This is a genomic window from Azoarcus sp. CIB (genome assembly GCF_001190925.1).
Taxonomy (GTDB): Bacteria; Pseudomonadota; Gammaproteobacteria; order Burkholderiales; family Rhodocyclaceae; genus Aromatoleum.
In genome coordinates this window covers 3468347-3494167 of sequence record NZ_CP011072.1, presented here as the reverse complement: position 1 = coordinate 3494167, position 25821 = coordinate 3468347, and the positions used below count along the sequence as shown (strand labels likewise).

The following is a 25821-nucleotide window of genomic DNA, read 5'->3' as shown; positions in this document are numbered from 1 at the left end:
GGCCCGCGCTCAGCTTCGCCTGAAAGTGATCAGTCGATTTTCTTGTAGCGATAGACTTTGGTGCGGTCCTTCCGGATCGGAATCTTTACATCGTCTCCGCAAATCGCTGACTTGCAGTCTCCGTTGGGTGGGCCCCCGATGATGAAGGGCACGATCTCCTTGGACCCATCAGAGCTGGTCATTTCGACAGTGCCTACGACAGGTGACGGTGCCATGCCACCGCCAACGAAGGTGGCAGAACGAATCGTCCCTTCCGGCGGGGGGGCGTCACATGTCGCGCCGCCGTGCAGGAAGCACGCAGCGTAACCCCGCGCCGTGCCGAGCGAGGAGCACAGGTCGTTGTTCTTAGCCTGAAAGGTACTGAAGTTGACCATGCCGCCGATCGTTGCCGGCGTGGTCACGATCTGCTCGTTGGGCCCGATATCGCTCGTGTCGTCCAAGTCGATGACCCAACCGCGCGGGCGGGTAATGATCGAGGAGAACACCGGGTTGTAATCGAGCGTCGTAGTGCTCGTGTTCATGAGTTGGCAGGAGGTACTCGTCATCACGGTGTCTCCTGCGGCATCGCAGTCCTTGCGGTCGTCGATCGTGACGAAACCCGACGATACGCCATACTCGTCCCAGAGCCCGTAGAACCGGTTCTTGACTTTGGCTGCGGCAGAGGTGCTGAGCGGTTTTTCGCGATTGCCCGAGCCAATGAGGACGATGTTGTAGGAGCCCACTCGCACGACATCCGGGGCGTAGAGGAACTTGCGGTTGCGGGTATTCGCAGTGGTCCAGTCACCGACCCTGGCCACATGCGTGACGGTCCAGTCAGACTGACTCTGCGTTCCGGATTTGGCCGGGTCTGTCAGGTTGATGCGCCAGACGTTACCCGAGGTGTCGCTCGCATAGATCACGTCGGAATACCCGTCGTCATTGGTGTCGGCGGGGACAAGGTCCGCCACGACGCGACCGGCATCCGCCCCGAAATCAATGTACCTCAGCCGGTCACCGGTGGCGGCGTCGAGCACGAAGATGCCGCTGCCCGTCTTTGCGTTAGTGCAATCCCTGGGTTCCTTGTCCTCGCATGCGTCGTAGCCGGCACCGAACACAGTGTAGAGCTTCGACTGGCCCTTTACGCGAACCACGCGCGGCGCGGACCAGGTTTGCCCGAGTTTTTCCGCGTCGGTGCCGTAACACTCGCCGGTCTGGTCGCAGCCGAAGCGCCACAGTGGCACTGGTGCGGAAGTCGCTGGATGCTGCGTGGCATTGAACGCGTAGATCATCGTGCCGCCACGCCGCATCGAGGGGTAGATATAGGTCACTCGTGCGCCGGTTCCGTCCGCCTTTTCAGGGCCGATGTAAGCGCCGATCGAACCGTCGAAGAAGTAATCCTTGGGAGCGGTGGGGTCGTCCTTGAAGGTGAGCAGCGGGAAGTTGTCTCGATTCCGCTTGAGACGCGCCTTGAACTCGGGAGCGAGGAACGCCCAAAGTTCGGTGCCGCTGCGTGACACGGATTCGGTCTTGTTGCCGTCGACTGCGCGGAGCAAGCCGTCGTCGGTACCGTAAAAGACGACGATATCGTTTGTTCCACTGCTTCCATAGTTGATCGCCAGCGGACGGGAATGGATGACGGCACCGTGGATAGTGGGTCGAATGACGCTGGCGTCGCGTTGGTATTGTTCATTTACGGTCGTCGTGGCCGTGTTATAGCCGTCGCCTACGTTGTCCCCGCGGATCCACCTTTCGTCGTCAGTCGAGACCGTGAAAGCCGTGCTGGAGGTGCAATTGACCGGCGCCGCCGCGCAGGTCTCGATCTTCCTGTCCGCCGGGGTGGCGAGTTCCCGCAGTTGCTGCGCTACGCCGCCGCGTTCGACCACGCGTCCATCGGGCTTGTCGTTGAACTCGGATCCGACGCAGCTTCCGTCGGGGATGTCATAGTCGGGCGTCGGGGATTCCGTCACGGTCTTCCAGTATTCGCCCGAATTCGTGGTCCAGAAGCTTCGAGCGCAAGCCTGCAGGAAGCCGGTGTTGGCATTATCGATCGCTGACACACCATCCGCATCGGCGATAAAAAGCGAGCGGGTCGTCACGTCGTCGATAACGGTCTTCTGGAGTGCGAACTGGTACTGCTTCAGGTTGCCCGCCCAGCGCGGGCGGGATTTCGTGTCCGGCCGGAACATACCGATGAACACCTGGTTGAGATAGGTGCCCTGTGTGTTGACACTGATCGGCAGCGAGGCCGATGCGAACGAACTGTTGACCGCGTTGATCTGCATGAAGATGGTCTTCAGACCATCGACCAGCGCCTTGAGGTCGCCATTCACCTTGAAGGCGCCGCCGACCCCCGAGCCGCCATTGCGCGCCATGCTGTTGAGCAGGGCCGTCTGCGCGAGGTCTTCCTTCTTGTTGAAGACGTTGATCGTGAACGTCTTTACCGGCTGATGGCCCGTCACGGGACTGACGTCGGTGCGCGCGAGGAACTGCGCCCATTCGTCCGCGAACCGGATGTCGGCCTTGTTGGTGCTCGAGAAAAGTTGGTTCGGCTTGAGTCCCAGATAGCCCATTACCTGGTTGGTCGCAGGATTTGCGGTCGTGTTCGACCCGAATTCCTGGTTCGGGAACTGATTGCCGATTACGACGAGGTAGTTGTTGCCGCACGAATCCTTGTGAATCGGGCTCAGATACGTGTCCCGTGTTCCCGTGGTGAAGGCAGTGGAGTCCTCCATATCCTTGAGGGTCAGGGAACCGCTGACTTTTGCATCTTTGTCGGTGTAACGCTGGGTGCCGAAGCCTTTGGCGCCTGTGGGGCTGCCGGATGCGGTAGCGGTCACGCCATTGGTGTTCGCATACCCGCCGAAATACTTGAACACCTCGAACATCGCTGTGCCATAGTCGGTCGACGACGGCCCCTTGAACTCGTCGGACTGGATCTTGCTGTCGATGAGGGTGAAGTCGTTCTTGAGGTTGGTGCAGCCTTCCGAGAGCGGCGCAAGGGATTGGACTGCCCGGCGGATATATCCCGACACGACGTTGGTGCCGTCTGCCGTGCCCGAGGTATAAAGCATCAGGCCCAGATTCACGTTGAACGGCGCCCCGGAATTGCAGGCGAGTTCTTCTATGACCGCCTTGAGTGCCCGTACTTCGACTTGCCCTTGCGCCAGTCTGGTGTTACTGCCGAACACAAGTTCGACATATTTGAGGCAAGTCGCGTCGCCGTTGCATTTTGCGCTGACTTCCGTCTTGTCCCATGCCTGATCCATCGCCGACCAGTTCGCCGAGTTGTCGATAAACAGAAGAACATTGGGCGCCGCCTGGGTAGTCTGGGCCATCGTGTAAATGTCGATGTCTTCGGCCGCCACAGGTCGTGCGAGGCTGCTTCCCATCAGGGTAATCGCCAAGGCAACGCGCAGTCGCTTGTTCATTTTGGAGCTCCGTTTTGTTCTGCTATCGCGATTCATTTGCATGCAGTCTGCGCTTCCGCATAGTCGATGCGCATTTCGACGCCTTGGACTACCTGAGCCTTGGCACTTGCGTTTGGAAGTTCGACGTCAGCGGTCATTTCCCACAGCGAAGTGGCGCAAAGTGAGTTGCCCGAGAGGTTGGTCGTGGGCTCGATGATCAGTATGTCTGTGGGTTTTCCGCCGAAACAGGCAACATTGTCTGTCGGTACGTATTCCTCGACCTTTTCCACCTTCGTTTCCACGCCGTCTACCACTTGATCGACTGTTACCGTCCGCTTTGCCGTCAACTCGCTTTGCTTGATGTGCCGGAAACGTTTGCACTTCGGTGGCGGCACCGTGACCTTGTAGCTCGTTTCCGGGGTGGCGGTGGCGCCTGAAAACGCTGGAAGCGCGACGTTCCGGGCAACATTGCGGGCGGTAAATTCGTTCGAATTCAGCGCCAGATCGAGGTGGTAATTCGCGGCGTCCTCCGCCTCCTTCTGGAACTGCTCGTTGCCAACAACGAGGAGGTTGGTGTTCGCAAGGCGGATCGCGGAGACGGCCAGCAGCGTGATCAGTATGAGCATGATCAGGCCGACGAAAAGGACTGCACCCTGCTGCGGTGCGCGTGATCGGGGATGCTTCATTTTGTTCTCCGCCCCACGGGATGGATCAGTTCGACATATGTGCTGAAGACGTGCCGTTTGTAATTGTCGGCGAACTGGACGGGGCCCTTGGAGCCTAGCGTGAACGTCTTGGTGCTGGCGTCGTAACCGGGAGAGGGCTCGAGTGCGCGGGCGAGCAGCCACAGGCGGACGCCTACAATATTCTGGAGTTGGGCCCCGGCCGGATTGTCGGCGAAGGTATCCGGCGAGCCGTCGCCGCTGGTGTCGATTGCATACTCGAAATGCATGTCCTCGATGCCTTCGACCAAGGCCTGGACGTCCGGATTGGTGGTTCCGAGCGCCTGGGCACGGAAATCGGCGCGTTTCAATGTGGGAATCGCGTCGCCGGTGACATTGTTGCCGGCGATGAAGAAAGCCCTGCGCAGGTACTGGCGGATCGGCGCCCGATTCGTCGATTTGCAGTCGATCTGCTGAAGGTCGAAGGTTCCAGAGCCCGCCTTGAGCCGGAATGGCTTGTCGGCAACCGCACTGACGTATTCGTCGCCGCACAGGGAAACCTGGAGATAGCCGTTGCTGGCGTTGAGTGCATCCGGCGCAGTAACCGCGGTGGAGGCGCGCTGGACAAAAAGCAGTTCCGTTCCGCCCTTCGCGGAAATCGAGCAAGGGAAAGTATCGGGGGTAAATCCCTGCACCGCGATATCCATCGACCCCTTCCAGACATCCACATCGCCCGAGCAGGCGCTGGTAGTCGTGGAATTGAGGGTGTCGGGAAGGCTGGCGATGGCATCGTAATAACCCGCCATCGAGATTTCGTCCCGCAGGATCTGGATCGCGTAGCGGCCGTTCTCCAGCTGCTGCGCGGCCTTATCCAGTTCGCGCCGGGACTGGCTGTTGTTGACGAAGATGGTCGTCATCGCGCCGATCACCAATAACCCCAAGGTCATGGCAATCATCATTTCGATCAGCGATATGCCGCGTTCGCGCGAGCAGGAAACGCGGATGCGGGGCTGTGTGAGCAATCCAGGTGCGTGCATGTTGGCTTACCCGGCAACTTGTTTCGGAATGAGGACGCGGGTCACAACTGCCCGCCGCAATCCGGCGCCGCCAAAGTCGGCGTCGGGATCGCATTGCGCGCCAGGGGTGTTGGCCGGGGGCGAAGCGGTGGGCATCAGACCTTGCCAGACGCCGACCACGAAGAATTCGCCGAGCGCATCATCTGTGGGGGGAACCGAGATCAGGCAGCCGCGCATGCCGATCGGAGCGCCGATGTTGGCGGCTCCCTTCTTTTCGCCTGCACCGTTCATCGCGTTGCCCCATTCGCAGAGCTGCGCGTCGACGTCAGCGGTGTCCGGGCAGACGTCGAGCTGGCCATCGCCACCGTAAACGACCAGGCTCTTTGCCTTAAAGGCATCCACGTACAGGCGTCCCGCGGAGATCCGATCCGCCATGTCCTGCACGAGCATCAGCGCGACTGAGCGCTGATAGGCTTCCATCTCGATTTCGTTCGCCTTGGTCTGGAGTCCCGCGAGTCCGAGGAGGCCGATCGCCAGGATCACGATCGAAACCAGTACCTCGAGCAGACTGAAGCCCTTTTGCGCCTGACTCGGCTTACCACAACGATGGTGGGTCATGAACATGCTCCCTCGGTCAGTCGCGGTCTGCCGGTGGTATCGAGGCGGATGCAGCGTTTTATGTTCGTTCCGGTAGTTGAAACGGTTATCGCGGTATTCGCACCGCTGATCAGCCGGCCGGTAGTGCCGTAGACGATCGTGGGGTTCTCCGGATTGAAGCTCAGTCCCGCGAGCGCCGATTGCGAATGCACGTCCTGACCGCCGACCTGAATCGTCCAACCCTTTGCGAGGTCGCTCCCCGAAAGCGCGAAGCTGGCATTCGCGTTGCTCTTCAGTGCCTCGCTGCGGGCGACGAGCATCGAGTCGTAGAGTGCCGACGACGCGGCACGAACGCGCTGCGAAGCGAGCAGCTCCTGGAACGAGGGGTAAGCGATCGCTGCGAGAATTGCGGCTATCGCTATCACGATCATCAGCTCGACGAGGGAAAAGCCCGCAGAGCGGGCCTGCGCGTTCAGGCGGTCACGCACGTTCGTCGTGTTCATGATTAGCGACCGCCCCAACAGTCCGCAGCGCTTCCGGAGCCGGAGACCGACTTGGTGCCGGCCTGGTTGATGCTCAGGGTGCCGCACTTGGTGTCCTGAGATGCCTGCGAGCCGGTCGGTGCTGCTTGAACAGTGAACGCTGTTGCGGACGGCGCCCCCACCGGGCTTACTGCATAGTGTTTGCTGACTTCTGCCGGCGGCGTGCCCATGCCGATGTCGCTCAGGGAGCCGAACGTTCGCGCGTCGAGACGGTACTGCTGCTGCCGCGTTGCAATGTCGAGCAGATGCGCGGTGGCGACGCTGCGGTTCGCCCGCACGAGGTAGGACGTGTAGGCGGGGTAGGCAACGGCGGCCAGAATCCCGATGATCGCGACGACGATCATCACTTCGATCAGGGTGAAGCCGTTGCGCATCGGCTGCTGTGCGGGTTGTTTCGAGTTCACGATCGTGTCCATATCATGAGGGGGTACGTGGATGGTATGGTCGGAACTGCATCCTGGATAGAGGCTAGTCAAAGTCCGGGCAAAGCAGAAGCGGCGCCCGATGAGCGTGTGCTTTCGGCGCACGAGTGGCGGATGACCGCCACGATGCACTCTCCGCCGACGGTACGGAAGAGGCTGAGGGGGCGCAGACGCCACCCCGCGACGCCTGTGGCGGCAAGCGGTTTTCTCAATACGGGAGCTGGATTTCGTTGGACAACGCACCATCGCACGACATCGTGACTCTTCCGGACTTTCGCAACCTGGGCGTGCTGTTGCGCATCCTCGTCATCGCTGAGGCCGCCAATCTCGTAACGCTCGTGGCCCACTCCCCGGATGTGATGGAGGCCCTGAAGGGGGTTGGGGCGGTGGCGCTGCCGTTTGAATTGTCCCTGCTGGCGGTTGTTTTGTCGTTGTTCCTGCTCTCGCCGCTCCTGGCACGATTTCCGTACCGGCGCGGCGTGGGCGCTGTGGTGGCGGTCGCTGCCATCGTGGCCGGCGGGCTGGATCTCGCGTTCCATGCCTGGACGGGCGTGGTGCCATGGGGGGCGGTACTGAAGTCTGCGGCGATCGCCGGGTTGCTTGCCGCTCTGACCCTGGGGTATTTCAACTGGCGTCAGCGGGTTCTGTCGCCAGCCCTGGCCAAGGCGCGCCTGATCGCGTTGCAGTCACGCATCCGGCCGCATTTCCTGTTCAACAGTCTGAATACGGCGGTATCGCTGGTGAGACAGGATCCCCGCCTCGCGGAGCAGGTGCTGCTCGATATGTCGGATCTCTTCCGTGCGCTGCTGAAAGACAGTCGTTCCCTTGTTCCGCTCGCCGACGAGATCCGCCTCGCCGAGGCCTATCTGCAGATCGAACAGCTGCGTCTGGGAGAGCGCCTGCGGGTGCATTGGGATCGCGACGGCGCGCCTGTGTCGGTGAATGTCCCGATCCTGGTCCTGCAGCCGCTGCTCGAGAATGCAGTGCGTTATGGCGTGGAGCCGTTCGCGGAGGGTGGCGATGTGCATGTTTCGATCCGTACCGGGGCGAGTGAACTCGTCATCGAGGTCACCAATTCGGTATGCGGCGGCGACTCGCCGGTTCCGTCCGGCAACAAGATTGCGCTGGCCAACATCGAGGAGCGACTTGGCCTGTATTTCGATGCCGAGGGGACTCTGCGCATCTCGACGCGCGACAAGCTGTTCGTCGTCAAGGTGTGCGTGCCGTTGCGGGGGGCGCGTCTGGCCGGCAAGGCGGCGTGAAGCGTCGCGATTTGGCAGGAGGGAGGCGAAAAGGTACGCTGATCGATCGAGGCGTGCGTGTATTTGCGCGCGCAGGTGGGTTTTTCATCCGGTAGGTGAATGATGGTCGGATTGGTCGCGATGTTTCGGATTCCGTTCATGGTCGTCGCCGTTGGGGCGCCGCACGCGGCGCTCGCAGCGGATGTGGAGCTGGTCGGACTTTTCGGCAGAAAGGCGGTGCTGGTCGTGGACGGCGGTGCGCCGCGCACGCTTGCGGTGGGTGAGCAGACTCGTGACGGACTGCGTCTGGTCGAGGTGGCCGAAGCTGCGGCAATCGTCGAGATCGGCGGGAAAAGGCAAAAAGTGGCGCTGGGCGCAGGCCCGGTCCGCGGCGGTCCGGGTGAGCAGGGGGGCGCCGCGGCGGTCAGTCTCGTCGCGGACGTGCGCGGCCATCATTTTTCCAGTGGCAGCATCAATGGCGCATCGGTGCGTTTCCTCGTGGATACGGGGGCGAGCATGGTCTCGATGGGTGCGTCGGATGCGCGCCGTGCAGGGATCGACTTTCGCAAGGGCGTGGGGGGCGTGAGCCAGACGGCGAGCGGCCCAGCGAGGGTATGGAAGGTGAGGCTGGATACGGTACGCGTCGGCGACGTCACGCTGCACGGCGTCGACGGGTTGATTCACGAGAACGATCTTCCGTTCGTACTGCTCGGGATGAGCTTCCTCAGTCGCATGGACATGCAGCGGGAAGGCGATCGTATGACGCTGCGCAAACGGTTTTGAGAGGTGGGTGTGACCGAGAAGGAAGGCTCGCGTTCGGGGGCACTCCGCGATGCCGAGTGGTTGCGGCGGCAGTTCACGGATGCGCGTGCGATCGAACCCGTGCACGACGATGGCAGCCCGTCGGGGCAGAACCTGCGACCGGCGGCGGTGCTGGTGCCGGTCGTTGCGCGCGAGCAGGCGCTGACCGTGCTGCTGACGCGCCGCACCGACCATCTGCATCATCATCCCGGGCAGATCAGTTTCCCCGGCGGAAGGGTGGAGGAGGCCGACGTTTCGGCAGTGATGACGGCGCTGCGGGAGACGGAAGAGGAGATCGGACTCGATCCCGATCGCATCGAGTTGCTCGGGGAACTGCCGGAATACCGCACCGGCACGGGGTTTCGCATCACGCCGGTCGTCGGGCTGGTGCACCCGCCGTTCGATCTGACGCTCGACAGTTTCGAGGTCGCCGAGGCCTTCGAGGTGCCCTTGTCGCATTTTCTCGATCCGGCCAGGCACCAGAAGCATAAGGCGGAGTACCAGGGAAGGATGCGCGAGTACTATGCGATGCCCTACGGCGAGTACTTTATCTGGGGTGCGACTGCGGGAATCCTCGTTTCCCTGTACAGATTTCTGGGAGAAGAGAGATAGCGCGACCGGCGGCTGTAGTTGACGTTGACGTCAACTGCAATTATTTTGCGCCTCCGTGTCGCCGCATGTGGACGGCGATGGAGAGGAGTTCGGCATGAAGATCGAAAACAGCGTATTCGTGGTGACCGGGGGCGGCTCCGGTCTTGGTGCGGCAACGGCGCGCATGCTCGCTGCGGCGGGCGGCAGGGTGGTGCTTGCCGACGTGAACCGCGAGGGTGGAGAAGCGCTCGCGAAGGAACTCGGCGCGAACGTCATGTTTGCGCAGACCGATGTGACGAGCGAGGACAGCGGTCGGGCGGCGATCGAGCGTGCCGTGTCCGAATTCGGCGGGCTGCACGGGCTCGTCAACTGCGCCGGCATCGCTCCGGCGGAAAAGATCGTGGGCCGCGAGGCTCCACATCGGCTCGAGTCCTTTGCCCGCACCATCACCGTCAACCTGATCGGCAGCTTCAACATGATGCGGCTGGCGGCGGACGTGATGAGCAAGGCGGCCCCGAACGAAGAGGGCGAACGCGGCGTGATCGTCAGCACCGCCTCGGTCGCCGCCTACGACGGCCAGATCGGCCAGGCCGCCTATGCCGCGTCGAAGGCGGGGGTCGTCGGACTCACGCTGCCGGTCGCGCGCGAGCTCGCCCGCTTCGGCATCCGGGTCATGACGATCGCGCCGGGCATCATGGAGACGCCGATGCTGATGGGGATGCCGCAGGAAGTGCAGGATTCCCTCGGCAAGACCGTCCCGTTCCCGTCGCGCATGGGGCGTCCGTCCGAGTACGCGGCGCTCGTTCGCCACATCGTGGAAAACGCCTACCTGAACGGCGAGACGATCCGTCTGGACGGCGCGATCCGGATGACCGCGAAGTAAGTCGGCGTTCCGGATTGCGGGTCCGGGCTGGGGGCGTGCCGATGGTGGCCGCCCCCTGCGGTTTTCCGGGCCTCCGGACGGGGCGTTGGTCGGGATCGGGGAAGTGTGCTAAAAGTGCGTTCCTCCCTGTTTCATGCTGCGCTGCAGCGGCCTCTTGTCCGGCTTCCTTCCGCACGTTCCGATGACTTCGCCCGAAACCGCCGTTCCCGCTTCATCTCCTGCCGACGAGTGCTACCACTGCGGACTGCCCGTCCCGCCGCAGACCCGTCACTACGTTGCGATCGACGGCGTCGAGAGGCGGATGTGCTGCGTGGGCTGCGAGGCGGTCGCGCGCTCCATCGTCGATAACGGGCTCACCGATTACTACCGGCACCGCGACGCGATGCCGGAGCCGCAAAAGGAGGCCCTGCCGGCGGAATTGCAGGAGCTCGGCCTGTTCGACCATCCGGACTTCCAGAAGAGCTTCGTCGAGCCCGTCGGCGAACACGAGCGGGAGGCGTCGCTGATCCTCGAGGGGATCACCTGCGCCGCGTGTGTCTGGCTGAATGAGCAGCATGTCTCGCGCCAGCCGGGCGTGTCGCGGGTCGACATCAATTACGCCACGCGTCGCGCGCGGGTGCGCTGGGACGAGCGCCGCACGCGCCTGTCGGACATCCTCGCAGCCATCCAGGCGATCGGTTACCGCGCCTATCCCTACGACGCGGAGCGTTCCGAGCAGATCGCGCAACGCGAACGTCGCTCGATGCTGTGGCGCGTGTTCGTTGCCGGCTTCGGCATGATGCAGGTGATGATGTACGCCTTCCCGGCGTACCTCGCCGGTGACGGCGACCTGACGCCCGACATCGAACTGCTGATGCGCTGGGCAAGCCTCGTGCTGACGCTGCCGGTGGTCCTGTATTCCGCCGCGCCGTTCTTCCGGCGCGCACTGCGCGACATCAGGCTGCGCCGCCTGGGCATGGACGTGCCCGTCGCGCTGGGGGTGGGCAGTGCGTTCGTCGCAAGCGTGTGGGCAACGTTGACGGCGCGGGGCGAGGTGTATTTCGACTCGGTGACGATGTTCGTGTTCTTCCTGCTCTGCGGGCGCTACCTCGAAATGATTGCGCGGCAGAAGGCGGTACGCGGTGTGGAGGAACTCGGCAAGGTACTGCCGGCCTTCGCCGAACGGCTTCCGGGCTGGCCGTCCCTGACCGGCGAACGGGTCCCCGTCTCGCAGCTCGTGGCGGGCGACGTCCTGCGCGTTCGTCCGGGGGAGGTCGTTCCGGCCGACGGCGTCGTGATCGACGGGCAGAGCGATGCCAACGAAGCCCTGCTCACCGGAGAGAGCCTGCCGGTGCCCAAGTCGGTCGGCAGCGAGGTGACGGGCGGGAGTATCAACATCTCCAGCCCGCTTGCAGTCCGGGTGGAGCAGACGGGCGATTCGACCCGGCTGGCGGCGATCCGGCGCCTGATGGAGCGCGCGGCGAGCGAGAAGCCGGAGATTGCCCGGCAGTCCGACAAGGTTGCCGTTGTTTTCATCATTGCATTGCTGGTCCTTGCGAGCATCACTGGCGTCGCTTGGTACTTCGTGGATCCGTCGCGGGCCCTGTGGGTGTTCGTGTCGGTGCTGGTGGTGGCATGTCCGTGCGCGTTGTCGCTCGCGACGCCGGTTGCGCTCACCGTCGCGACCGACGCGCTGGCGCGCATGGGCGTGCTCGTGACCCGCGGTCACGCGATCGAGACGCTGGCGAACGCGAACCATTTCGTCTTCGACAAGACGGGCACCCTGACGCTGGGTCGCCTGACTCTTGAGGAAACGTTGCCGCTCGCCGATCTCGATGTCCGGCAGTTGCGGGCGATCGCTGGCGCGCTCGAGCAGTCGTCCGAGCATCCGGTCGCGCGGGCCTTGCGCCGCTCGAGCGACGATGCGGAACTCCCCGTGGTCCGGAACCTCGCGTCGGAAACGGGGCTGGGGGTCACGGGGACGGTGGATGGCGAATCGTACTGGCTGGGACGTCCCGACTTCGTGGCCGGGCATCTGGGCTGCGATCTGCCGTCGAGCCTCGAAGATCTGTCCGAACGTGGGGGCTCCGTCATAGCGCTGGGCGGGCGGGGGCGCTGGCTGGGGCTCTTCCGCCTGGCCGACGTTCCGCGCCCGGAGGCCGGTCAGCTGACCGCGAAGCTGGCGGCCGAGGGAATCCGCACGAGTGTGTTGAGTGGTGACGCACACTCGGTCGCGGGGTCGATTGCGGCGCGCTTGGGGCTGGATGACGCGCATGGCGGGATGACGCCGCAGGGCAAGCGTGACTTCATTGCCGCGCTGCAGCGTGATCCGTCGGCGGTCGTGGCGATGGTCGGTGATGGGGTCAATGATGCGCCGGTTCTCGCCCAAGCCCATGTTTCGGTTGCGATGGGGGGAGGAACCGAGCTCGCCCGCAACCAGGGCGACATCGTGCTGCTGAGCGAGAACCTCGCCGGTCTGGGGCGGGGCGTGGACCTCGCCCGGCGCACCCTGAAGGTCATCCGGCAGAACCTGTGGTGGTCCTTCGCCTACAACTTCACGTCCATCCCGCTCGCGATGGCGGGACTGGTCACGCCCTGGATGGCGGGGATAGGCATGGCAGGAAGTTCGCTGCTCGTCGTGCTAAATGCCCTACGTCTACAGGGTTATCGCCGGGTAAATTGACCGTCCATGGAAAGTCTTTACATCCTCGTGCCGCTCTCGGTGGTGCTGGTGTTCGTGATCGGCGTGATCTTCTGGTGGTCGCTGCGCTCGGGGCAGTACGATGACATGGAAGGTCCCGCCTATCGCATGCTGATGGACGACCGCGACCTGCCCGAAGGTCCGAAACCGGGACAGTCCGATGACACTCCCTCGCAGGTCAGAAAGCAGTGATTTTCGCGGCAGGGAAACGTCTCCTCCGCGTATCGCGAGGGGTTTGTTGACCTACGTCAACGCCCCGGAGAACGAGGATTGGCATACTTTTCTTACGGTTTTCGAGATTGGTGCGTCGCGATTCGATCGCGCCAATCTGGTAAGGAATTTTTGTCTCTCTGTTGGGGTTGGGGGTGCGCTTGATGCGCACCCTTTTTTTTTGCCCGATCGCATGGGTTATGATGAAGTAATTAAAACCATGCTGACAACAGGTATTTTTTGTAATTGGGTATTTTCACCCACTACTGCAGTGCAATAGAATGTCGGCCGTTGTCACGAGTCCGTGGCGAGCCGTTGCACATGCTCTCCCGGACTGGTGCTGAAGTTTTCTTCATCTCAAGGGGAGTTCCATGCAATCGCAGGCGACTTATAACTACAACGTCGTCCGCCAGTTCTCCATCATGACCGTCGTATGGGGCGTGGTGGGCATGCTGGTGGGGGTGATCGTCGCGGCACAGCTTGTCTGGCCCGAGCTCAATCTGGGCGAGTGGCTGCATTTCGGCAGGCTGCGCCCGCTCCACACTAACGCCGTGATCTTTGCCTTCGGCGGCTGTGCACTCTTCGCGACCTCGTATTTCGTCGTGCAGCGGACATGCCACACGCCGCTGTTTGCGCCCGGGCTGGCGACCTTCACGTTCTGGGGCTGGCAACTGGTGATCGTGCTGGCGGCGATTTCCCTGCCGCTGGGCTTCACGTCCGGTAAGGAGTACGCCGAGCTCGAGTGGCCGATCGATATCCTGATTGCCGTCGTGTGGGTGTCCTACGCGATCGTGTTCTTCGGCACGATCGCGAAGCGCAAGACCAGCCACATCTACGTTGCGAACTGGTTCTTCGGCGGCTTCATCCTCACGGTTGCGCTGCTCCACATCGTCAATAGCGCCGCGCTGCCGGTCAGCCTGACGAAGTCCTACTCCGCCTATGCCGGCGTGCAGGACGCGATGATCCAGTGGTGGTATGGCCACAACGCGGTGGGCTTCTTCCTGACCGCGGGCTTCCTCGGCATGATGTACTACTTCGTGCCGAAGCAGGCCGAGCGTCCGGTCTATTCCTATCGCCTGTCGGTGGTGCACTTCTGGGCGCTGATCTTCACCTACATGTGGGCGGGTCCGCACCACCTGCATTACACCGCGCTGCCGGATTGGACTCAATCGGTGGGGATGATCTTCTCGCTGATCCTGCTGGCGCCGTCCTGGGGCGGCATGATCAACGGCGTGATGACGCTGTCGGGTGCGTGGCACAAGCTGCGCACCGACCCGATCCTGAAGTTCCTGATCACCGCGCTGTCCTTCTACGGCATGTCGACCTTCGAAGGTCCGATGATGTCGATCAAGACGGTCAATGCCCTGTCGCACTACACGGACTGGACCGTCGGTCACGTGCATTCGGGTGCGCTCGGCTGGGTCGCAATGATCTCGATCGGTTCGATGTACTACCTGATCCCGCGCATGTACGGCAAGACCCAGATGTACTCGGTCGGGCTGATCAACACCCACTTCTGGATCGCGACGATCGGCATCGTGCTGTATATCGCGTCGATGTGGATCGCCGGTGTGATGCAGGGTCTGATGTGGCGCGCCACCAACCCGGACGGCACGCTGACGTACTCCTTCGTCGAGAGCGTGAAGGCGAGCTATCCGTTCTGGGCGATCCGCCTGGCGGGCGGTGTGATGTTCTTCAGCGGCATGCTCATCATGTTTTACAACATGGTCAAGACGATGGCGGGCGAGAAGGCGTATGAGGCGCCCGTGGTCGCCCCTGCTGCCGCTCACGCTTAATCGGAGAGACAGGACATGGCTCAATCGAAACACGAATTCATCGAGCGCAGCGTCGGCTGGCTGATCGTGCTGACCCTTCTGACGGTCAGCGTCGGCGGCCTCGTCGAGATCGTTCCGCTGTTCTTCCAGAAGACCACGACGACCGCGATCGACCGCACCGGCAAGCCGCTCAACGTCAAGCCGTATGAACCGCTGCGTCTGGTGGGGCGCGATATCTACGTGCGCGAAGGTTGCTACAACTGCCACTCGCAGATGATCCGTCCCTTCCGTGCGGAAACCGAGCGTTACGGTCACTACTCGGTCGCGGGTGAGTACATCTACGACCGTCCGTTCCAGTGGGGTTCGAAGCGCACGGGGCCGGACCTCGCGCGTGTCGGTGGCCGTTATTCGGACGAATGGCACCGCGTGCACCTGGTCAATCCGCGCGACGTCGTGCCGGAATCGAACATGCCCGCGTTCCCGTGGCTGCAGCGTCCGGTCAAGGCCGACGACATCGAGGACAAGATGCGCGCGCTGCAGACGCTGGGACACCCATACACCGCCGAGGAAATCGCCGGTGCGCGGGCCGCGCTCGAAGGCAAGTCGGAAATGGACGCCATCGTTGCCTACCTCCAGGGGTTGGGCATCGCTCTGTCGAATTTCAAGTAAGAAAAAGGAGAAGCGCCGTGGATATCAACGATCTCCGGTCCCTGGTCACCGTGCTCGGTCTGGCCTGTTTCGTCGCCATCTGCGTATGGGCATACAGCAGGAGCGCACGGGCAGGCTTCGAGGAGGCGGCGCGACTTCCCTTCACCGATGATGATGCGCCGGCCCTCTCCGGGGGACGGCACAGCAAGGAAGGATAAAAATGGCTGACTTTATTAGCGGCTTCTGGAACGCGTACGTGATGGGCCTGGTGGGCCTGAGCCTGCTGTTCTGTCTGTTCGTGCTCATGTCGAACAACAAGCGGGAAACCGGGCCGGTCGAGCTCCACGGCCACGTGTGGGACGAGAACCTCGCCGAGTACAACAACCCGCTGCCGCGCTGGTGGTTATACCTCTTCTGGATCACGCTGATCTTCGCGGTGGTGTATCTGGTGATGTATCCGGGCTTCGGCAATACGAAGGGTGCGCTGGGCTGGAGTGCCGTCGGTCAGTACGAGACCGAAATGCGGGTGGCCGAAGAGCGTTACGCCCCGATCTTCGCCAAGTACCAAGGCATGGACGTCGCCGCGGTCGCGACCGACGAGGAAGCGCGCGGCGCCGGCAAGCGCCTGTTCGTGACCTATTGCGCCCAGTGCCACGGCGCGGACGCCCGCGGTGCGAAGGGCTTCCCGAACCTGACCGACAAGGCGTGGAACTGGGGGGGCGAGGCCGAGACGATCAAGACCACGATCACCGGCGGGCGCATGGGCATGATGCCGCCGTTCGGGCCGGTGCTGGGGCCTGAGGGGGTCAAGGACGTCGTGAACTACGTGCGTTCGCTGTCGGGTCTCGCCCATGATTCGCTGCGCGCCCAGCGCGGGGCGGAGCTGTTCCAGCAGAACTGCGTCGCCTGCCACGGCCCCGAGGCGAAGGGAACCCAGGCGATGGGCGCTCCGAACCTCACCGACGGCGACTGGTTGTACGGTTCGACGGAAGCGGTCATGACGGAGACGGTGCAAAACGGGCGAACCAACCGCATGCCCGGATTCGGGGAGTTCCTCGGCGAGGCCAAGGTCCATCTGCTGGCGTCGTATGTGTATGGCCTCTCGAACCAACCGGCCGGCAAGTAAGTCGAAAATCTGAATTGCTGTATTGCTGCTTAGTCCCCGGGGTTCGCCCCGGGGAAAATTCTCATCAGTAAATCAGAAAATACGGATATAGCGATAATGAGCGATCCGGTACGGGTGCGCGTGGTCCCTAAATCGCAGCTTCGGGAAGAGCAAGGCGACGATCTGTATGCGGCCAGGCAGAAGATTCATGTCCGGTCGGTGAAGGGCGTCTTTGCAAACTGGCGTTGGGCCCTCGTGTGGCTGACCCAGATACTCTATTACGGCCTGCCGTGGCTGACCTGGAACGACAGGCAAGCGGTTCTGTTCCACCTCACCGAACGCAAGTTCTACGTGTTCGGCTGGGTCTTCTGGCCGCAGGACGTGTTCTATCTGGCGATCCTGCTCATCATCTCCGCCTACGCCCTGTTCTTCTTCACCGCGATTGCTGGACGTCTGTGGTGCGGATACGCCTGTCCGCAAACGGTCTACACCGAAATCTTCATGTGGATCGAGGAGAAGATCGAGGGCGATCACAACAAGCGCCGCAAGCTCGAGGCGGCGCCGATGGATGCGCGGAAATTCGGGCTGCGCGCGGCCAAGTTCGCGGCGTGGGGGGCGTTTTCGCTGTGGACCGGTTTCACACTCGTCGCCTATTTCACGCCGGTCGAGGAGCTGCTGCAGTCTGCCGGGACGTTCGGCTTCGGGTCGTGGGAGATCTTCTGGATCCTGTTTTACGGCGGCTTCACCTATCTGTTCGCGGGCGTGTTGCGCGAGCAGGTGTGCAAGTACATGTGCCCGTATGCGCGTTTCCAGAGCGTCATGTTCGACCCGGATACGCTGGTCGTGACTTATGACGAGGAGCGGGGGGAGCCGCGCGGAGCCCGCCGCAAGGGCGTGGCGCCGCGCAGCGTCGGGATGGGGGATTGCATCGACTGCAGCATCTGTGTGCAGGTGTGCCCCACCGGCATCGACATCCGCGAGGGGCTCCAGTACGAGTGCATCGGCTGCGGCGCCTGCATCGACGGTTGCGATCAGGTGATGGACAAGATGGGTTATCCGCGCGGGCTGATCCGTTATTCGACCGAGAACGCGCTCCGCCGTCATTGGGGCCAGTCCGAGATCGTGCGGCACGTGCTGCGTCCCCGTACGCTGATCTACGGCGGCGTTCTGGTCCTGATCCTGCTGGCGACGGTCTGGAGTCTGGCAACGCGCTCGGACCTGCGTGTGGACGTGATCCGTGATCGTGCAACGCTGGGGCGTGAAGTCGCGGGCGGGCTGATCGAGAACGTCTATCAGTTGCGCATCATGAACATGCAGGAAGTCACGCGCCCGGTCGTGGTGCGTGTGTCCGGTCTCGAGGGAATCCGCCTGGAAGGGCCGCAGCAGTTCGAGATCAAGCCGGCGATGACCGAGTCGGTGACGGTACAGGTGCAGGTCCCGCCCGAGGCGGCGACGCCCGGCAGCCACGAGATCGTTTTCGAAATCGGCGTTCCGGGCGACTCCAGTGTCGCCGTCCGCGAACGCACGACGTTCCTTCTTCCGCGCTAACAGGAGCAAACGCATGCGCAGTGCAAACATGCACAAGACCGTGGAACCTTGGTACAGACAGGGATGGCCCTGGTTCCTGATCGCCATTCCCGCGGTATCCGTGGTCGCAGGGATGATTACCCTGTGGCTTGCCGTGAGCACCTGGGATGGTCTGGTCGTAGACGACTATTACCAAGAGGGAAAGGCGATCGAAAAGACGATCGCACGCTCGCAGAGGGCCGCCGAGCTGGGATTGCTGGCGGACGTCAGGCTGCGCGCGGAGGAGGTGACGCTCGATCTTTCTGCCGCGGCCAACGCTCCGCTACCGCCTACGGTGGTGCTGACGATTTCCCATCCGACGCGCGGCGGAATGGATCAGGTGGTCGTGCTGAAACGCCGTGACGGCGTGTTTGCGGCACCGCTTGCGCCGCTGTCTGCCGGACGGTGGCTGCTGCAGGTGGAGGACGAATCGCGCAGCTGGCGCATGAACGGGTCGGCGAACATTCCCGCCGATGCCGTGATCCGTATCGTTCCCGCCAAGTCCTGACCGTCGCCACGCAGGGGAATGCAATGCTGAAATGGATTCAGGTGCTGTGGCCGTCCTTTCTGGTGGCCGGTCTTGCCGAGGCAGTCTTCTTCACGGTGATCGATCCGCAGGAGCTCTACCTCTTCGGCGAACCCGTGCATTACTCGCTCACGGCCACATACTCGATCGGTTTCTTCGGCTTCTGGCTGGTTGGCGCAGCGTCCAGTCTGCTGACGCTGTTCTTTCAGCGCAGCGCCGCGGAGATCAACCGGAAAGCGTAATATCGTCATCGGGCCGCGATCCTCCGCTGCCCGATGCGCATGGAGCAAGCGATCGGCCGCGGATCAGCGGTAAACGAGTACGGGGATCTTGCTGTGGGTGAGAACCTTCTGCGTCTCGCTTCCCAAGAGCAGGCCGGCGATGCCGCGGCGCCCGTGCGACGCCATGAAGATCAGGTCGCAGCCGTGGCGCTCGGCGGCGTCAATGACCGCTTCATAAGGCACCTCGTTGACGATCGTGTCGGTGTCGGAGGCGACGCCTGCCGCGTCCGCGGCGATCTTTGCCGCGTCGAGGATGCGTTTCGCTTCGTCGGCGGCAGCCTTGCTGAACTGTTCCGGCGTGGTGGGATCGATCAGCGCTCCTTCCCCGTATATCGGCATGGGAAAGTCAGGTTGTGCGTAGAAGAACGTGATGCGCGCACCGGCGTCCTTCGCGAAGGACACGGCACGGCCCACCGTGTTCTCGGAAAGCGGAGAGCCATCGGTGGGAACCAGTATGTGCTTGAACATATCGTGCATCTCCCAATGTTTTGCAAGGACAGGTCGATTATAGCGAGCCCGCTTGTGCGAAAGCGACGGTAATGCTGTCAGGCTGTCGATTCCCGTCAAACTTCGTCGCTGTCGCGTCAGGCAGTCAATGGTCATGAGGGAGGCACCATGGAACTGACATTTTTCGGCGCTGCCGGGGAAGTTACCGGCTCTTGTGCGCGCCTGCACTACGACGGCGGCACTTTTCTCGTCGACTGCGGCCTGTTCCAGGGGGGGCGGGACGCGGATCGCAAGAACCTGCGGGCGCTCGATTTCGATCTGCGCGGAATCGATTTCGTGCTCCTGACGCATGCCCATCTGGATCACTCCGGTCTCGTCCCGCGGCTGGTATCGCTCGGTTACAAGGGAAAGATCTACGCCACGGCGGCGACCGTGGACCTGTTGGGCGTGATGCTGCTCGATTCGGCGCACATCATGGAAAAGGAGGCGGAGTGGATCAACCGGGGCAAGCGTGAGCGGAATCTGCGTCGCGGCTACGAGGCGGGGCCGCTGTATACGGTCAACCAGGCGCGCGCGAGCCTGGCGAGCCTGCGCAAGGTGTCGTATGGCGAAGAACTCCATCCGCACCCCGGCGTCCGCTGCCGTTTCCATGACGCCGGGCATATCCTCGGGTCGGCGGTGATCGAACTCGACATCGAATCGGGTGGCGCTGTGCGCAAGGTGGTGTTCAGCGGCGATCTCGGGCAGCCGGGCCGGCCGGTGCTTCGCGACCCCACCCCCGTGCCCGAGGCCGACTTCCTCGTCGTCGAGTCGACCTACGGCAATCGCGCTCACCGTGCGATGGCCGAAACCGAAAAGGAACTGGTCGCCGTCCTGCGGGACACGCTGGAGCGCAGGAAGGGGAACGTCATCATTCCGGCATTCGCCGTCGGCCGCACCCAGGAAATGCTGTTCGTGCTCGCAAGCCTCGTGCGTCAGGGCAAGTTGGATGCGCTGGATGTCGTCGTCGATTCGCCCATGGCGTCAGCGGTAACCGAACTCACGCTGCGCTACGACGAACTCTGGGACGACGAGACGCGCGAGTTGCTGGCATGGATTCGTGCCCACAGCGAGCGCATGCGCCTGAGGTTCGTGCAGGATGTGGAGGAGTCGAAGGCGCTGAACAACGAGCGCTCGGGACTGGTGATCATCTCGGCCAGCGGCATGTGCGAGGCCGGCCGCATCAAGCATCACTTGCGCTACAACATAGACCGCAGCGAGTGCAGCATCGTGATCTGCGGTTTCCAGGCGGCCGGTACGTTGGGCCGGCGCCTGGTCGACGGTGCCCGTGCGGTCACGCTGTTCGGCGTGCGGGTGCCGGTGCGGGCGGCGATCCACACGATAGGCGGCCTGTCCGCCCATGCCGACCAGCCGGCCTTGTTGGCATGGCTGTCGAATTTCGTGCGGCCGCCGCGCCATACGTTTGTCGTGCACGGCGAACAGGAAGCCACAGCGGCACTGGCAGATGCGGTCGATGAGCGGCTGGGCTGGCCGCATGTCACGGTTCCGCTTGCGGGGCACTGTTATAGTCTGACTTGATTGTCATCGCGAGTGCGGGAGCGTCGGCTATGAAAAACGGAACGACAACCAGGAAGCGCGCGGCGGGCGACCCTCCGCGGTCCGTGCGGCGGGCGATGCGAGAGATCCACGACAGCGTCGAAGGAAGTCTCGATCCGCTGGGTATGGCGGCACCCATCGTGCATGCGCAGCTCGCGTGGCTTTCCCATCCCCAGGAACTCGCGGAGCGCATGGCGGAGCTCTCGAGCGACCTGTGGCGCCTGCAATGGCATTCCGCCTGTCGTGCGATGGGCTTGGCCAGCAAGGATCCGGTCGTTCCCAATGCCGACGACGAGCGCTTTGCCGATCCCGTGTGGACCGACTCGGCGACGTGGGACCTGACGAAGGAGTGGTACCTCGCATTCACGCACCACATGCAGGACATGCTCTTCGATACGCCCGGACTCTCGAGCAAGGAGCGCCGCCGTGCCGCATTCTGGTGGCGGAAGTGGCTTAACGCAGTTGCTCCGACCAACTTCCTCTGGACGAATCCGGTCGCCATCCGCAAGGCCATCGAGACGAAGGGTGAGAGTCTCGCCAGCGGCGTGCGCAACATGCTCGCCGACCTCGAGGCAGGCGAGATCCGCCTGAGCAGTCCGGGCGATTTCAAGGTGGGGGTGACACTCGGCACGACCGAGGGCTCGGTTGTCTTCCGCAACCATCTGCTCGAGGTGATCCACTACGCGCCGACGCAGCCTAAGGTGCACGCGGAGCCGGTCGTGATCGTTACGCCGTGGATCAACAAGTTCTACATCCTCGATCTCACGCCGAAGAAGAGCATGGTCCGCTACCTGCTGGATCAGGGCCTGGACGTATTCATCACGAGCTGGAAGAACCCCGATCCGTCGATGCGCGATGTCGCCTTCGACAGCTATCTCGAGGAAGGTGTCCACGCCATCGTCGAAACGGCACGCAACTTCACTGGTGCGCCGAAGGTGCATGCAGTCGGGTACTGCATCGGCGGCACCGCCCTGGCGATGTACATGGCATGGGCGAACCGCCGATTCGGGGCCGATGAGGTGCCGGTGGCGGACTGGACCCTGTTCACGACCCTGGTCGACTTCCATCGTCCGGGCGACATCGAGGTGTTCATTGATGGTGCGAGCGTCCGCTTCCTGTCGGAGAACATGGCCCGCAAGGGCTTCCTCGAAGGTAAGGAAATGGCTTCCGCCTTCCGTCTGCTCCGCTCCAACAGCCTGATCTGGCACTACGTCGTGCATGGCTGGCTGTATGGCGAGGCGCCTGCACCTTTCGATGTGCTGTACTGGAACATGGACGCCACGCGCATGCCCTATGCGATGCATTCGTGGTACCTGCGCGAACTCTATCTCGAGAATCGCCTGATCGAGGTCGATGGGCTGACGATATCCGGTCAGCCCATCGATCTGTCGCGCATCGTTCAGCCGCTGTATGCGGTGGCTGCCGAAGACGATCACATCGCGCCATGGGAGCAGGCGTATCGCATCAACAACCTCGTCACGGGGCCGCGTCGTTTCGTGCTGTCGAGCTCGGGCCACATCCTCGGCATCGTCAACCCGCCGGTGAATCCGCCGAAGCGCAAGTACTGGGCTGCGGCAGCCCGCCGCACGGACAAGGCGGACGACTGGCGCAAGCACGCTGAAGAGCATGGCGGCAGCTGGTGGAACGACTGGATGGACTGGCTCAAGCCGCGTTGCGGCGAGCTCGTCGAGGCCCGCCCGGCCGCGTCCGCGGCATTTCCAGAACTTGCAAAGGCGCCCGGTCAGTACGTCCTCGAGCGCTGATCCGCCCTCGGGGCTGCGGTTGAATCCATAGTCGGCTGCGGGTGGCTCCGCCCGATTGACCCCTGTCAAGGTCACCCGGGGCCTGCACACCGAGAATCCCTCGACACACCCCGCCAACGGGTGCCGGTCAGCCTTGGTGGCGGGCCAGGCGGGCGGGGTCCAGCAGGGAGATGTGTTTGCCGTGTACCGTGATGAGTCCCGCTTCGGACAGGTCGTGAAAGATACGCGACAGCGTTTCGGGCGTCAGATTGAGCCGCGAGGCGATGACCTGCTTGCTGGTCGGCAGGGCGATGTCGCAGGCGACCCCGCTTTCGCTGTCGACCTGTTGCAGCAGATAGCCGATCACGCGCTGCATGCTCGAGCGCAGGGAATAGGTTTCGACATCCTGGATCATGCCGTGCAGGCGGATTGCCATGCCGGCGAGGAGTTTGCGGGCAAATCCAGGATCCTGGTCGATGAGCTCGGACACCACCGCCTGGCCGATGTGCAGCAGATGCGTCGACGTGAGGGCTTCGGCGAAAACCGGGTAGGGACGGTTGAGGAACAACACGGCCTCGCCGAAGGTGTGCATCGGGCTGATGATCTCGACCACCTTTTCATTGCCCTGCGCCGACGAGACCGCGAGCTTCATCTGACCCGAGACGACGTAGTAGAAGCCATGCACGGGATCGCCGCGCTGGAACAGGATTTCGCTCTTCTCGAGGTGGCGTTCGCGGGTGAAGCGGGCAACACGGTCGATCTCCTCTGCGGTCAGTTCGCTGAAGAAAGAAACCTGGCGCAGTGCGGTGGGAATATCGACTGGACGGTTGGGCATCTCGGACTCCGTGGAGAAACCCGTGCATTTTAACCCGCAACCCGACACGGGCCGCGATCCGGCGTCCCGCAGACTGTCTCCGCTGGGGGCAACAGGAGACAAGATGCAAGCGCACGCGAAGCCGGTTTCGACCTCATTCGTGCTGTTTGTCGCACCGCACCGGACAATGTTCCTGTCCGGCGCCGTGATGCTTCTTGTGAGCTTTGCGATGTGGGCAGCGGAGCTCGGCGCTCGCGTGGGACTGCTGCCGGCGATCGGCTGGGTTCTCCCGCCGGGGTGGATGCACGCCCTGCTCGTGACGAGCGGCGTGTTTCCGTTTTTCATGTTCGGCTTCCTCCTCACCGCCATGCCGCGCTGGCAGGGCTATGACGAGATTGCGGCAGGTCGCTGGCTCTGGTCCTGGCGTCTGCTGGCGGCAGGGTGGGCGCTGGCCATAGTCGGCATGGTCGTGCCCGGTGTCGCCGTCCCGGGCTTGGTGCTGGTATTTCTCGGATGGGGCGGGGTGCAGCGCATCCTGTGGCAGGTCGCGCATCACGGCGATCTCGAGGCGCTGCATGCCCGCCTCGTGTGCTATGCGATGATCGCCGGGATGGTCGCCGTCCTCGCCTGGCTCGGCTTTGCGCTGAGCGGCAACCCGATCTGGGCGCGCATCGCGATCGAGATCGCCGTGTTCTGCTCGCTGCTGCCGGTGTTCTTCGGCGTGTGTCACCGTATGGTGCCGTTCTTTTCGAGCAGCGTGATCCCGGCCTACGTGATGGTGCGCCCCCTGTGGGTACTGGTGCTGGTCGTCGGCGGAAGCGTCCTGCATGCTGCGCTCGACGTGGCGGGATTGCTGTCGCTGCGCTGGATCGTCGACGCTCCCGCCGCCTTTGCGGCCCTGTGGCTGTCGCGGCAGTGGAGGCCGGTGCCCGCCATGAAAGTGCCGCTGCTGGGGATGTTGCACATCGGATTTCTCTGGCTCGGAATCGCGCTGACGCTCTTCGCCATCCAGGGGGCTGCGTCCCTGCTGGGCTATAGCGTGCTGGGCATGGCGCCGCTGCATGCGCTGGGCGTCGGATTCTTCGGGTCCGTCCTGATGGCGATGGTGTCGCGGGTGACTCTCGGGCACTCGGGGCGCAAGCTCGCTGCGGATCGCCTGACCTGGGTGCTGTTCCTCGGCCTCGAAGCGGTCGTCGTCGTGCGCATTGTCGCGGAACTCGTCCCTGCGGGCTGGACGGCGTTCGTCATGCTGCTGGCCGTACTCGGCTGGCTGGGCGTGTTCGGCGCGTGGGCGTCGCGCTACCTGCCGATCTACTGGCGTCCGCGCAGCGATGGACGCCCGGGCTGAGTGCGATGTATCTGTCGGTCAAGCACCTGCACATCCTGTGCGCGGCCCTGAGCATCAGCGGATTCGTGCTGCAGGGCGTCTGGATGATGCGGCGCAGTCCGCTGCTGGATCACCGCGTCACGCGCACCCTGCCGCACCTCATCGACACCGTGTTTCTCGGCAGCGCGATCACGCTTGCGACCATGAGCGGCCAGTACCCCTTCGTTGCGCCGTGGGTCACCGCAAAGGTCGTCGCGCTTGTCGTCTATATTCTTCTCGGCGCGACCGCGCTGCGCTGGGGGCGCACCATGCGCGTCCGAGTGCTGGCGCTGCTCGCGGCCCTGCTAACCTTTTCATGGATCGTGTCGGTGGCTCTGAGCAAGAACCCGGCAGGATTCATCGCGTTTGCCGGAGTGTTCCGATGACCGATTCGCTGATCCCTTCGTCCCCGGGTTTCGAGACGCCTCTAGAGATGCTCGAAGCCTGCCACGAGCGCCTGCAGGCGCAACTTGCAACCCTCGCGCGGCTCGCCGCCTGGCTGCCCGAGCATGGCCCGGACAAGCAGGCGCAGCAGGCGGCAGTCAACGTGATGCGCTACTTCGACATCGCTGCCGTGAAGCACCATCAGGACGAAGAGGACGATCTCTTTCCCGTCCTGCGGGCGCGTGCCGATGACGCCCGGCGTACCGAACTCGGCACGCTCATCGACTGGATCCTGGCCGATCACCAGAAGCTCTTTGCCGGCTGGGCGCGGATGCGGGCACGGCTCGAGCGCATCGCCGGCGGCGAAAACGCCGATCTGTCGCCTGCAGATGTCGAGGCGTTTGCCGACGCCTACCGTCGGCACATCCAGCGCGAGGAGGGCGATCTGCTGCCGATCGCTCGCGGTCTGCTTTCCGAGGAGGATATTGCCGCCCTGTCGGGAACGATGACCGCGCGGCGGCGTCAATAGCCCACGACGTG

Annotated in this window: 27 protein-coding genes; 19 read left to right on the top strand and 8 right to left on the bottom strand. The window is 63.2% G+C overall.

The annotated features are described in order from the left end of the window. Window positions 1–29: 29 nt before the first annotated feature. From AzCIB_RS15530 to AzCIB_RS15505, 6 genes are read right to left on the bottom strand one after another with little or no spacing between them, the layout of a single operon-like run. A complete protein-coding gene (locus tag AzCIB_RS15530) occupies window positions 30–3407 on the bottom strand; it encodes a pilus assembly protein (RefSeq protein WP_050416729.1) in 3378 nt (1125 codons plus the stop codon). A gap of 32 nt (window positions 3408–3439) precedes the next feature. Then, window positions 3440–4072, bottom strand: coding sequence for a hypothetical protein (locus AzCIB_RS15525; protein WP_050416728.1), 633 nt, complete (start codon window positions 4070–4072; stop codon window positions 3440–3442). Further along, window positions 4069–5085 carry a PilW family protein gene (locus tag AzCIB_RS15520; protein ID WP_083447036.1) on the bottom strand — a complete coding sequence of 339 codons (1017 nt, stop codon included), beginning with the start codon at window positions 5083–5085 and terminating at the stop codon, window positions 4069–4071. The genes AzCIB_RS15525 and AzCIB_RS15520 overlap by 4 nt, the downstream gene beginning before the upstream one ends. Before the next feature lie 6 nt (window positions 5086–5091). Further along, on the bottom strand, window positions 5092–5688 hold the full coding sequence (gene pilV, locus AzCIB_RS15515) for a type IV pilus modification protein PilV (protein ID WP_232299239.1): 597 nt from the start codon (window positions 5686–5688) through the stop codon (window positions 5092–5094). Beyond that, on the bottom strand, window positions 5679–6164 hold the full coding sequence (locus tag AzCIB_RS24910; RefSeq protein WP_050416726.1) for a GspH/FimT family pseudopilin: 486 nt from the start codon (window positions 6162–6164) through the stop codon (window positions 5679–5681). The genes pilV and AzCIB_RS24910 overlap by 10 nt, the downstream gene beginning before the upstream one ends. Before the next feature lie 2 nt (window positions 6165–6166). After that, window positions 6167–6619: a type IV pilin protein gene (locus AzCIB_RS15505; RefSeq protein ID WP_050416725.1), complete on the bottom strand. Its 453-nt coding sequence runs from the start codon at window positions 6617–6619 to the stop codon at window positions 6167–6169. Between the two features lie 113 nt (window positions 6620–6732). Here AzCIB_RS15505 and AzCIB_RS15500 point away from each other — a divergent pair, with 113 nt between their 5' ends. The 14 genes from AzCIB_RS15500 to AzCIB_RS15440 all read left to right on the top strand — a co-directional run bounded on the left by AzCIB_RS15500 (window position 6733) and on the right by AzCIB_RS15440 (window position 18893). Further along, complete coding sequence (locus tag AzCIB_RS15500; RefSeq protein ID WP_232299238.1) at window positions 6733–7887, top strand: sensor histidine kinase; 1155 nt, start codon at window positions 6733–6735, stop codon at window positions 7885–7887. A 99-nt stretch (window positions 7888–7986) separates the two neighbouring features. Next, window positions 7987–8649 carry a retropepsin-like aspartic protease family protein gene (locus AzCIB_RS15495; RefSeq protein WP_050416723.1) on the top strand — a complete coding sequence of 221 codons (663 nt, stop codon included), beginning with the start codon at window positions 7987–7989 and terminating at the stop codon, window positions 8647–8649. A gap of 90 nt (window positions 8650–8739) precedes the next feature. Continuing rightward, entirely contained in the window at window positions 8740–9279 is a 540-nt protein-coding gene (locus AzCIB_RS15490; RefSeq protein WP_232299444.1) for a CoA pyrophosphatase, read from the top strand. 94 nt (window positions 9280–9373) lie between these two features. Next, entirely contained in the window at window positions 9374–10141 is a 768-nt protein-coding gene (locus tag AzCIB_RS15485) for a 3-hydroxyacyl-CoA dehydrogenase (protein ID WP_050416721.1), read from the top strand. 181 nt (window positions 10142–10322) lie between these two features. Then, window positions 10323–12803, top strand: a complete 2481-nt coding sequence (locus tag AzCIB_RS15480) for a heavy metal translocating P-type ATPase (protein WP_050418392.1) — start codon at window positions 10323–10325, stop codon at window positions 12801–12803. A gap of 6 nt (window positions 12804–12809) precedes the next feature. Next, complete coding sequence (gene ccoS / locus AzCIB_RS15475; RefSeq protein ID WP_050416720.1) at window positions 12810–13013, top strand: cbb3-type cytochrome oxidase assembly protein CcoS; 204 nt, start codon at window positions 12810–12812, stop codon at window positions 13011–13013. 46 nt (window positions 13014–13059) lie between these two features. Next, window positions 13060–13311 (top strand): hypothetical protein, encoded by a 252-nt coding sequence (locus AzCIB_RS24265; RefSeq protein ID WP_157058505.1) that lies wholly within the window; start codon window positions 13060–13062, stop codon window positions 13309–13311. A 91-nt stretch (window positions 13312–13402) separates the two neighbouring features. Further along, entirely contained in the window at window positions 13403–14827 is a 1425-nt protein-coding gene (ccoN, locus tag AzCIB_RS15470) for a cytochrome-c oxidase, cbb3-type subunit I (RefSeq protein ID WP_050416719.1), read from the top strand. Between the two features lie 15 nt (window positions 14828–14842). Then, window positions 14843–15475: a cytochrome-c oxidase, cbb3-type subunit II gene (gene ccoO, locus AzCIB_RS15465; RefSeq protein WP_050416718.1), complete on the top strand. Its 633-nt coding sequence runs from the start codon at window positions 14843–14845 to the stop codon at window positions 15473–15475. A gap of 17 nt (window positions 15476–15492) precedes the next feature. Continuing rightward, window positions 15493–15672 (top strand): CcoQ/FixQ family Cbb3-type cytochrome c oxidase assembly chaperone, encoded by a 180-nt coding sequence (locus AzCIB_RS15460; RefSeq protein ID WP_050416717.1) that lies wholly within the window; start codon window positions 15493–15495, stop codon window positions 15670–15672. A 2-nt stretch (window positions 15673–15674) separates the two neighbouring features. Then, window positions 15675–16580, top strand: coding sequence for a cytochrome-c oxidase, cbb3-type subunit III (gene ccoP, locus AzCIB_RS15455; protein WP_050416716.1), 906 nt, complete (start codon window positions 15675–15677; stop codon window positions 16578–16580). A gap of 96 nt (window positions 16581–16676) precedes the next feature. Next, the gene (ccoG, locus tag AzCIB_RS15450; RefSeq protein ID WP_050416715.1) at window positions 16677–18107 is read left to right on the top strand and encodes a cytochrome c oxidase accessory protein CcoG; all 1431 of its coding nucleotides are present in this window, start codon (window positions 16677–16679) and stop codon (window positions 18105–18107) included. A 13-nt stretch (window positions 18108–18120) separates the two neighbouring features. Beyond that, on the top strand, window positions 18121–18633 hold the full coding sequence (locus AzCIB_RS15445) for a FixH family protein (protein WP_050416714.1): 513 nt from the start codon (window positions 18121–18123) through the stop codon (window positions 18631–18633). A gap of 23 nt (window positions 18634–18656) precedes the next feature. Beyond that, on the top strand, window positions 18657–18893 hold the full coding sequence (locus AzCIB_RS15440; protein ID WP_050416713.1) for a hypothetical protein: 237 nt from the start codon (window positions 18657–18659) through the stop codon (window positions 18891–18893). A gap of 63 nt (window positions 18894–18956) precedes the next feature. Here the strand turns inward: AzCIB_RS15440 and AzCIB_RS15435 are convergent, their stop codons facing one another. Beyond that, complete coding sequence (locus tag AzCIB_RS15435) at window positions 18957–19400, bottom strand: universal stress protein (RefSeq protein WP_050416712.1); 444 nt, start codon at window positions 19398–19400, stop codon at window positions 18957–18959. Window positions 19401–19547: 147 nt separating this feature from the next. On the opposite strand from AzCIB_RS15435, the gene AzCIB_RS15430 reads away from it, so the two are divergent. Together AzCIB_RS15430 and AzCIB_RS15425 are read left to right on the top strand one after the other, a co-directional pair. Beyond that, entirely contained in the window at window positions 19548–20957 is a 1410-nt protein-coding gene (locus AzCIB_RS15430) for an MBL fold metallo-hydrolase RNA specificity domain-containing protein (RefSeq protein WP_050416711.1), read from the top strand. Between the two features lie 95 nt (window positions 20958–21052). Next, window positions 21053–22738: a PHA/PHB synthase family protein gene (locus AzCIB_RS15425; protein ID WP_050416710.1), complete on the top strand. Its 1686-nt coding sequence runs from the start codon at window positions 21053–21055 to the stop codon at window positions 22736–22738. 127 nt (window positions 22739–22865) lie between these two features. On the opposite strand, the gene AzCIB_RS15420 is transcribed toward AzCIB_RS15425, so the two are convergent. Then, a complete protein-coding gene (locus AzCIB_RS15420) occupies window positions 22866–23552 on the bottom strand; it encodes a Crp/Fnr family transcriptional regulator (protein ID WP_050416709.1) in 687 nt (228 codons plus the stop codon). 103 nt (window positions 23553–23655) lie between these two features. On the opposite strand from AzCIB_RS15420, the gene AzCIB_RS15415 reads away from it, so the two are divergent. The 3 genes from AzCIB_RS15415 to AzCIB_RS15405 are packed head-to-tail and all read left to right on the top strand — an operon-like array spanning window position 23656 to window position 25810. Then, window positions 23656–24879, top strand: coding sequence for an NnrS family protein (locus AzCIB_RS15415; RefSeq protein WP_050416708.1), 1224 nt, complete (start codon window positions 23656–23658; stop codon window positions 24877–24879). Between the two features lie 5 nt (window positions 24880–24884). Then, complete coding sequence (locus tag AzCIB_RS15410; RefSeq protein ID WP_050416707.1) at window positions 24885–25283, top strand: SirB2 family protein; 399 nt, start codon at window positions 24885–24887, stop codon at window positions 25281–25283. After that, a complete protein-coding gene (locus tag AzCIB_RS15405) occupies window positions 25280–25810 on the top strand; it encodes a hemerythrin domain-containing protein (protein WP_050416706.1) in 531 nt (176 codons plus the stop codon). Before AzCIB_RS15410 ends, AzCIB_RS15405 begins: the two co-directional genes overlap by 4 nt. Window positions 25811–25821 lie beyond the last annotated feature (11 nt).

Bases quoted from the DNA above. Each gene is read 5' to 3' on its own strand.
- AzCIB_RS15530 (WP_050416729.1), bottom strand. From the start codon at position 3,407: ATGAACAAGCGACTGCGCGTTGCCTTGGCGATTACCCTGATGGGAAGC.
- AzCIB_RS15525 (WP_050416728.1), bottom strand. From the start codon at position 4,072: ATGAAGCATCCCCGATCACGCGCACCGCAGCAGGGTGCAGTCCTTTTC.
- AzCIB_RS15520 (WP_083447036.1), bottom strand. From the start codon at position 5,085: ATGCACGCACCTGGATTGCTCACACAGCCCCGCATCCGCGTTTCCTGC.
- pilV (WP_232299239.1), bottom strand. From the start codon at position 5,688: ATGTTCATGACCCACCATCGTTGTGGTAAGCCGAGTCAGGCGCAAAAG.
- AzCIB_RS24910 (WP_050416726.1), bottom strand. From the start codon at position 6,164: ATGAACACGACGAACGTGCGTGACCGCCTGAACGCGCAGGCCCGCTCT.
- AzCIB_RS15505 (WP_050416725.1), bottom strand. From the start codon at position 6,619: ATGGACACGATCGTGAACTCGAAACAACCCGCACAGCAGCCGATGCGC.
- AzCIB_RS15495 (WP_050416723.1), top strand. From the start codon at position 7,987: ATGATGGTCGGATTGGTCGCGATGTTTCGGATTCCGTTCATGGTCGTC.
- AzCIB_RS15485 (WP_050416721.1), top strand. From the start codon at position 9,374: ATGAAGATCGAAAACAGCGTATTCGTGGTGACCGGGGGCGGCTCCGGT.
- AzCIB_RS15480 (WP_050418392.1), top strand. From the start codon at position 10,323: ATGACTTCGCCCGAAACCGCCGTTCCCGCTTCATCTCCTGCCGACGAG.
- ccoS (WP_050416720.1), top strand. From the start codon at position 12,810: ATGGAAAGTCTTTACATCCTCGTGCCGCTCTCGGTGGTGCTGGTGTTC.
- ccoN (WP_050416719.1), top strand. From the start codon at position 13,403: ATGCAATCGCAGGCGACTTATAACTACAACGTCGTCCGCCAGTTCTCC.
- ccoO (WP_050416718.1), top strand. From the start codon at position 14,843: ATGGCTCAATCGAAACACGAATTCATCGAGCGCAGCGTCGGCTGGCTG.
- ccoP (WP_050416716.1), top strand. From the start codon at position 15,675: ATGGCTGACTTTATTAGCGGCTTCTGGAACGCGTACGTGATGGGCCTG.
- ccoG (WP_050416715.1), top strand. From the start codon at position 16,677: ATGAGCGATCCGGTACGGGTGCGCGTGGTCCCTAAATCGCAGCTTCGG.
- AzCIB_RS15445 (WP_050416714.1), top strand. From the start codon at position 18,121: ATGCGCAGTGCAAACATGCACAAGACCGTGGAACCTTGGTACAGACAG.
- AzCIB_RS15440 (WP_050416713.1), top strand. From the start codon at position 18,657: ATGCTGAAATGGATTCAGGTGCTGTGGCCGTCCTTTCTGGTGGCCGGT.
- AzCIB_RS15435 (WP_050416712.1), bottom strand. From the start codon at position 19,400: ATGTTCAAGCACATACTGGTTCCCACCGATGGCTCTCCGCTTTCCGAG.
- AzCIB_RS15430 (WP_050416711.1), top strand. From the start codon at position 19,548: ATGGAACTGACATTTTTCGGCGCTGCCGGGGAAGTTACCGGCTCTTGT.
- AzCIB_RS15425 (WP_050416710.1), top strand. From the start codon at position 21,053: ATGCGAGAGATCCACGACAGCGTCGAAGGAAGTCTCGATCCGCTGGGT.
- AzCIB_RS15420 (WP_050416709.1), bottom strand. From the start codon at position 23,552: ATGCCCAACCGTCCAGTCGATATTCCCACCGCACTGCGCCAGGTTTCT.
- AzCIB_RS15415 (WP_050416708.1), top strand. From the start codon at position 23,656: ATGCAAGCGCACGCGAAGCCGGTTTCGACCTCATTCGTGCTGTTTGTC.
- AzCIB_RS15410 (WP_050416707.1), top strand. From the start codon at position 24,885: ATGTATCTGTCGGTCAAGCACCTGCACATCCTGTGCGCGGCCCTGAGC.
- AzCIB_RS15405 (WP_050416706.1), top strand. From the start codon at position 25,280: ATGACCGATTCGCTGATCCCTTCGTCCCCGGGTTTCGAGACGCCTCTA.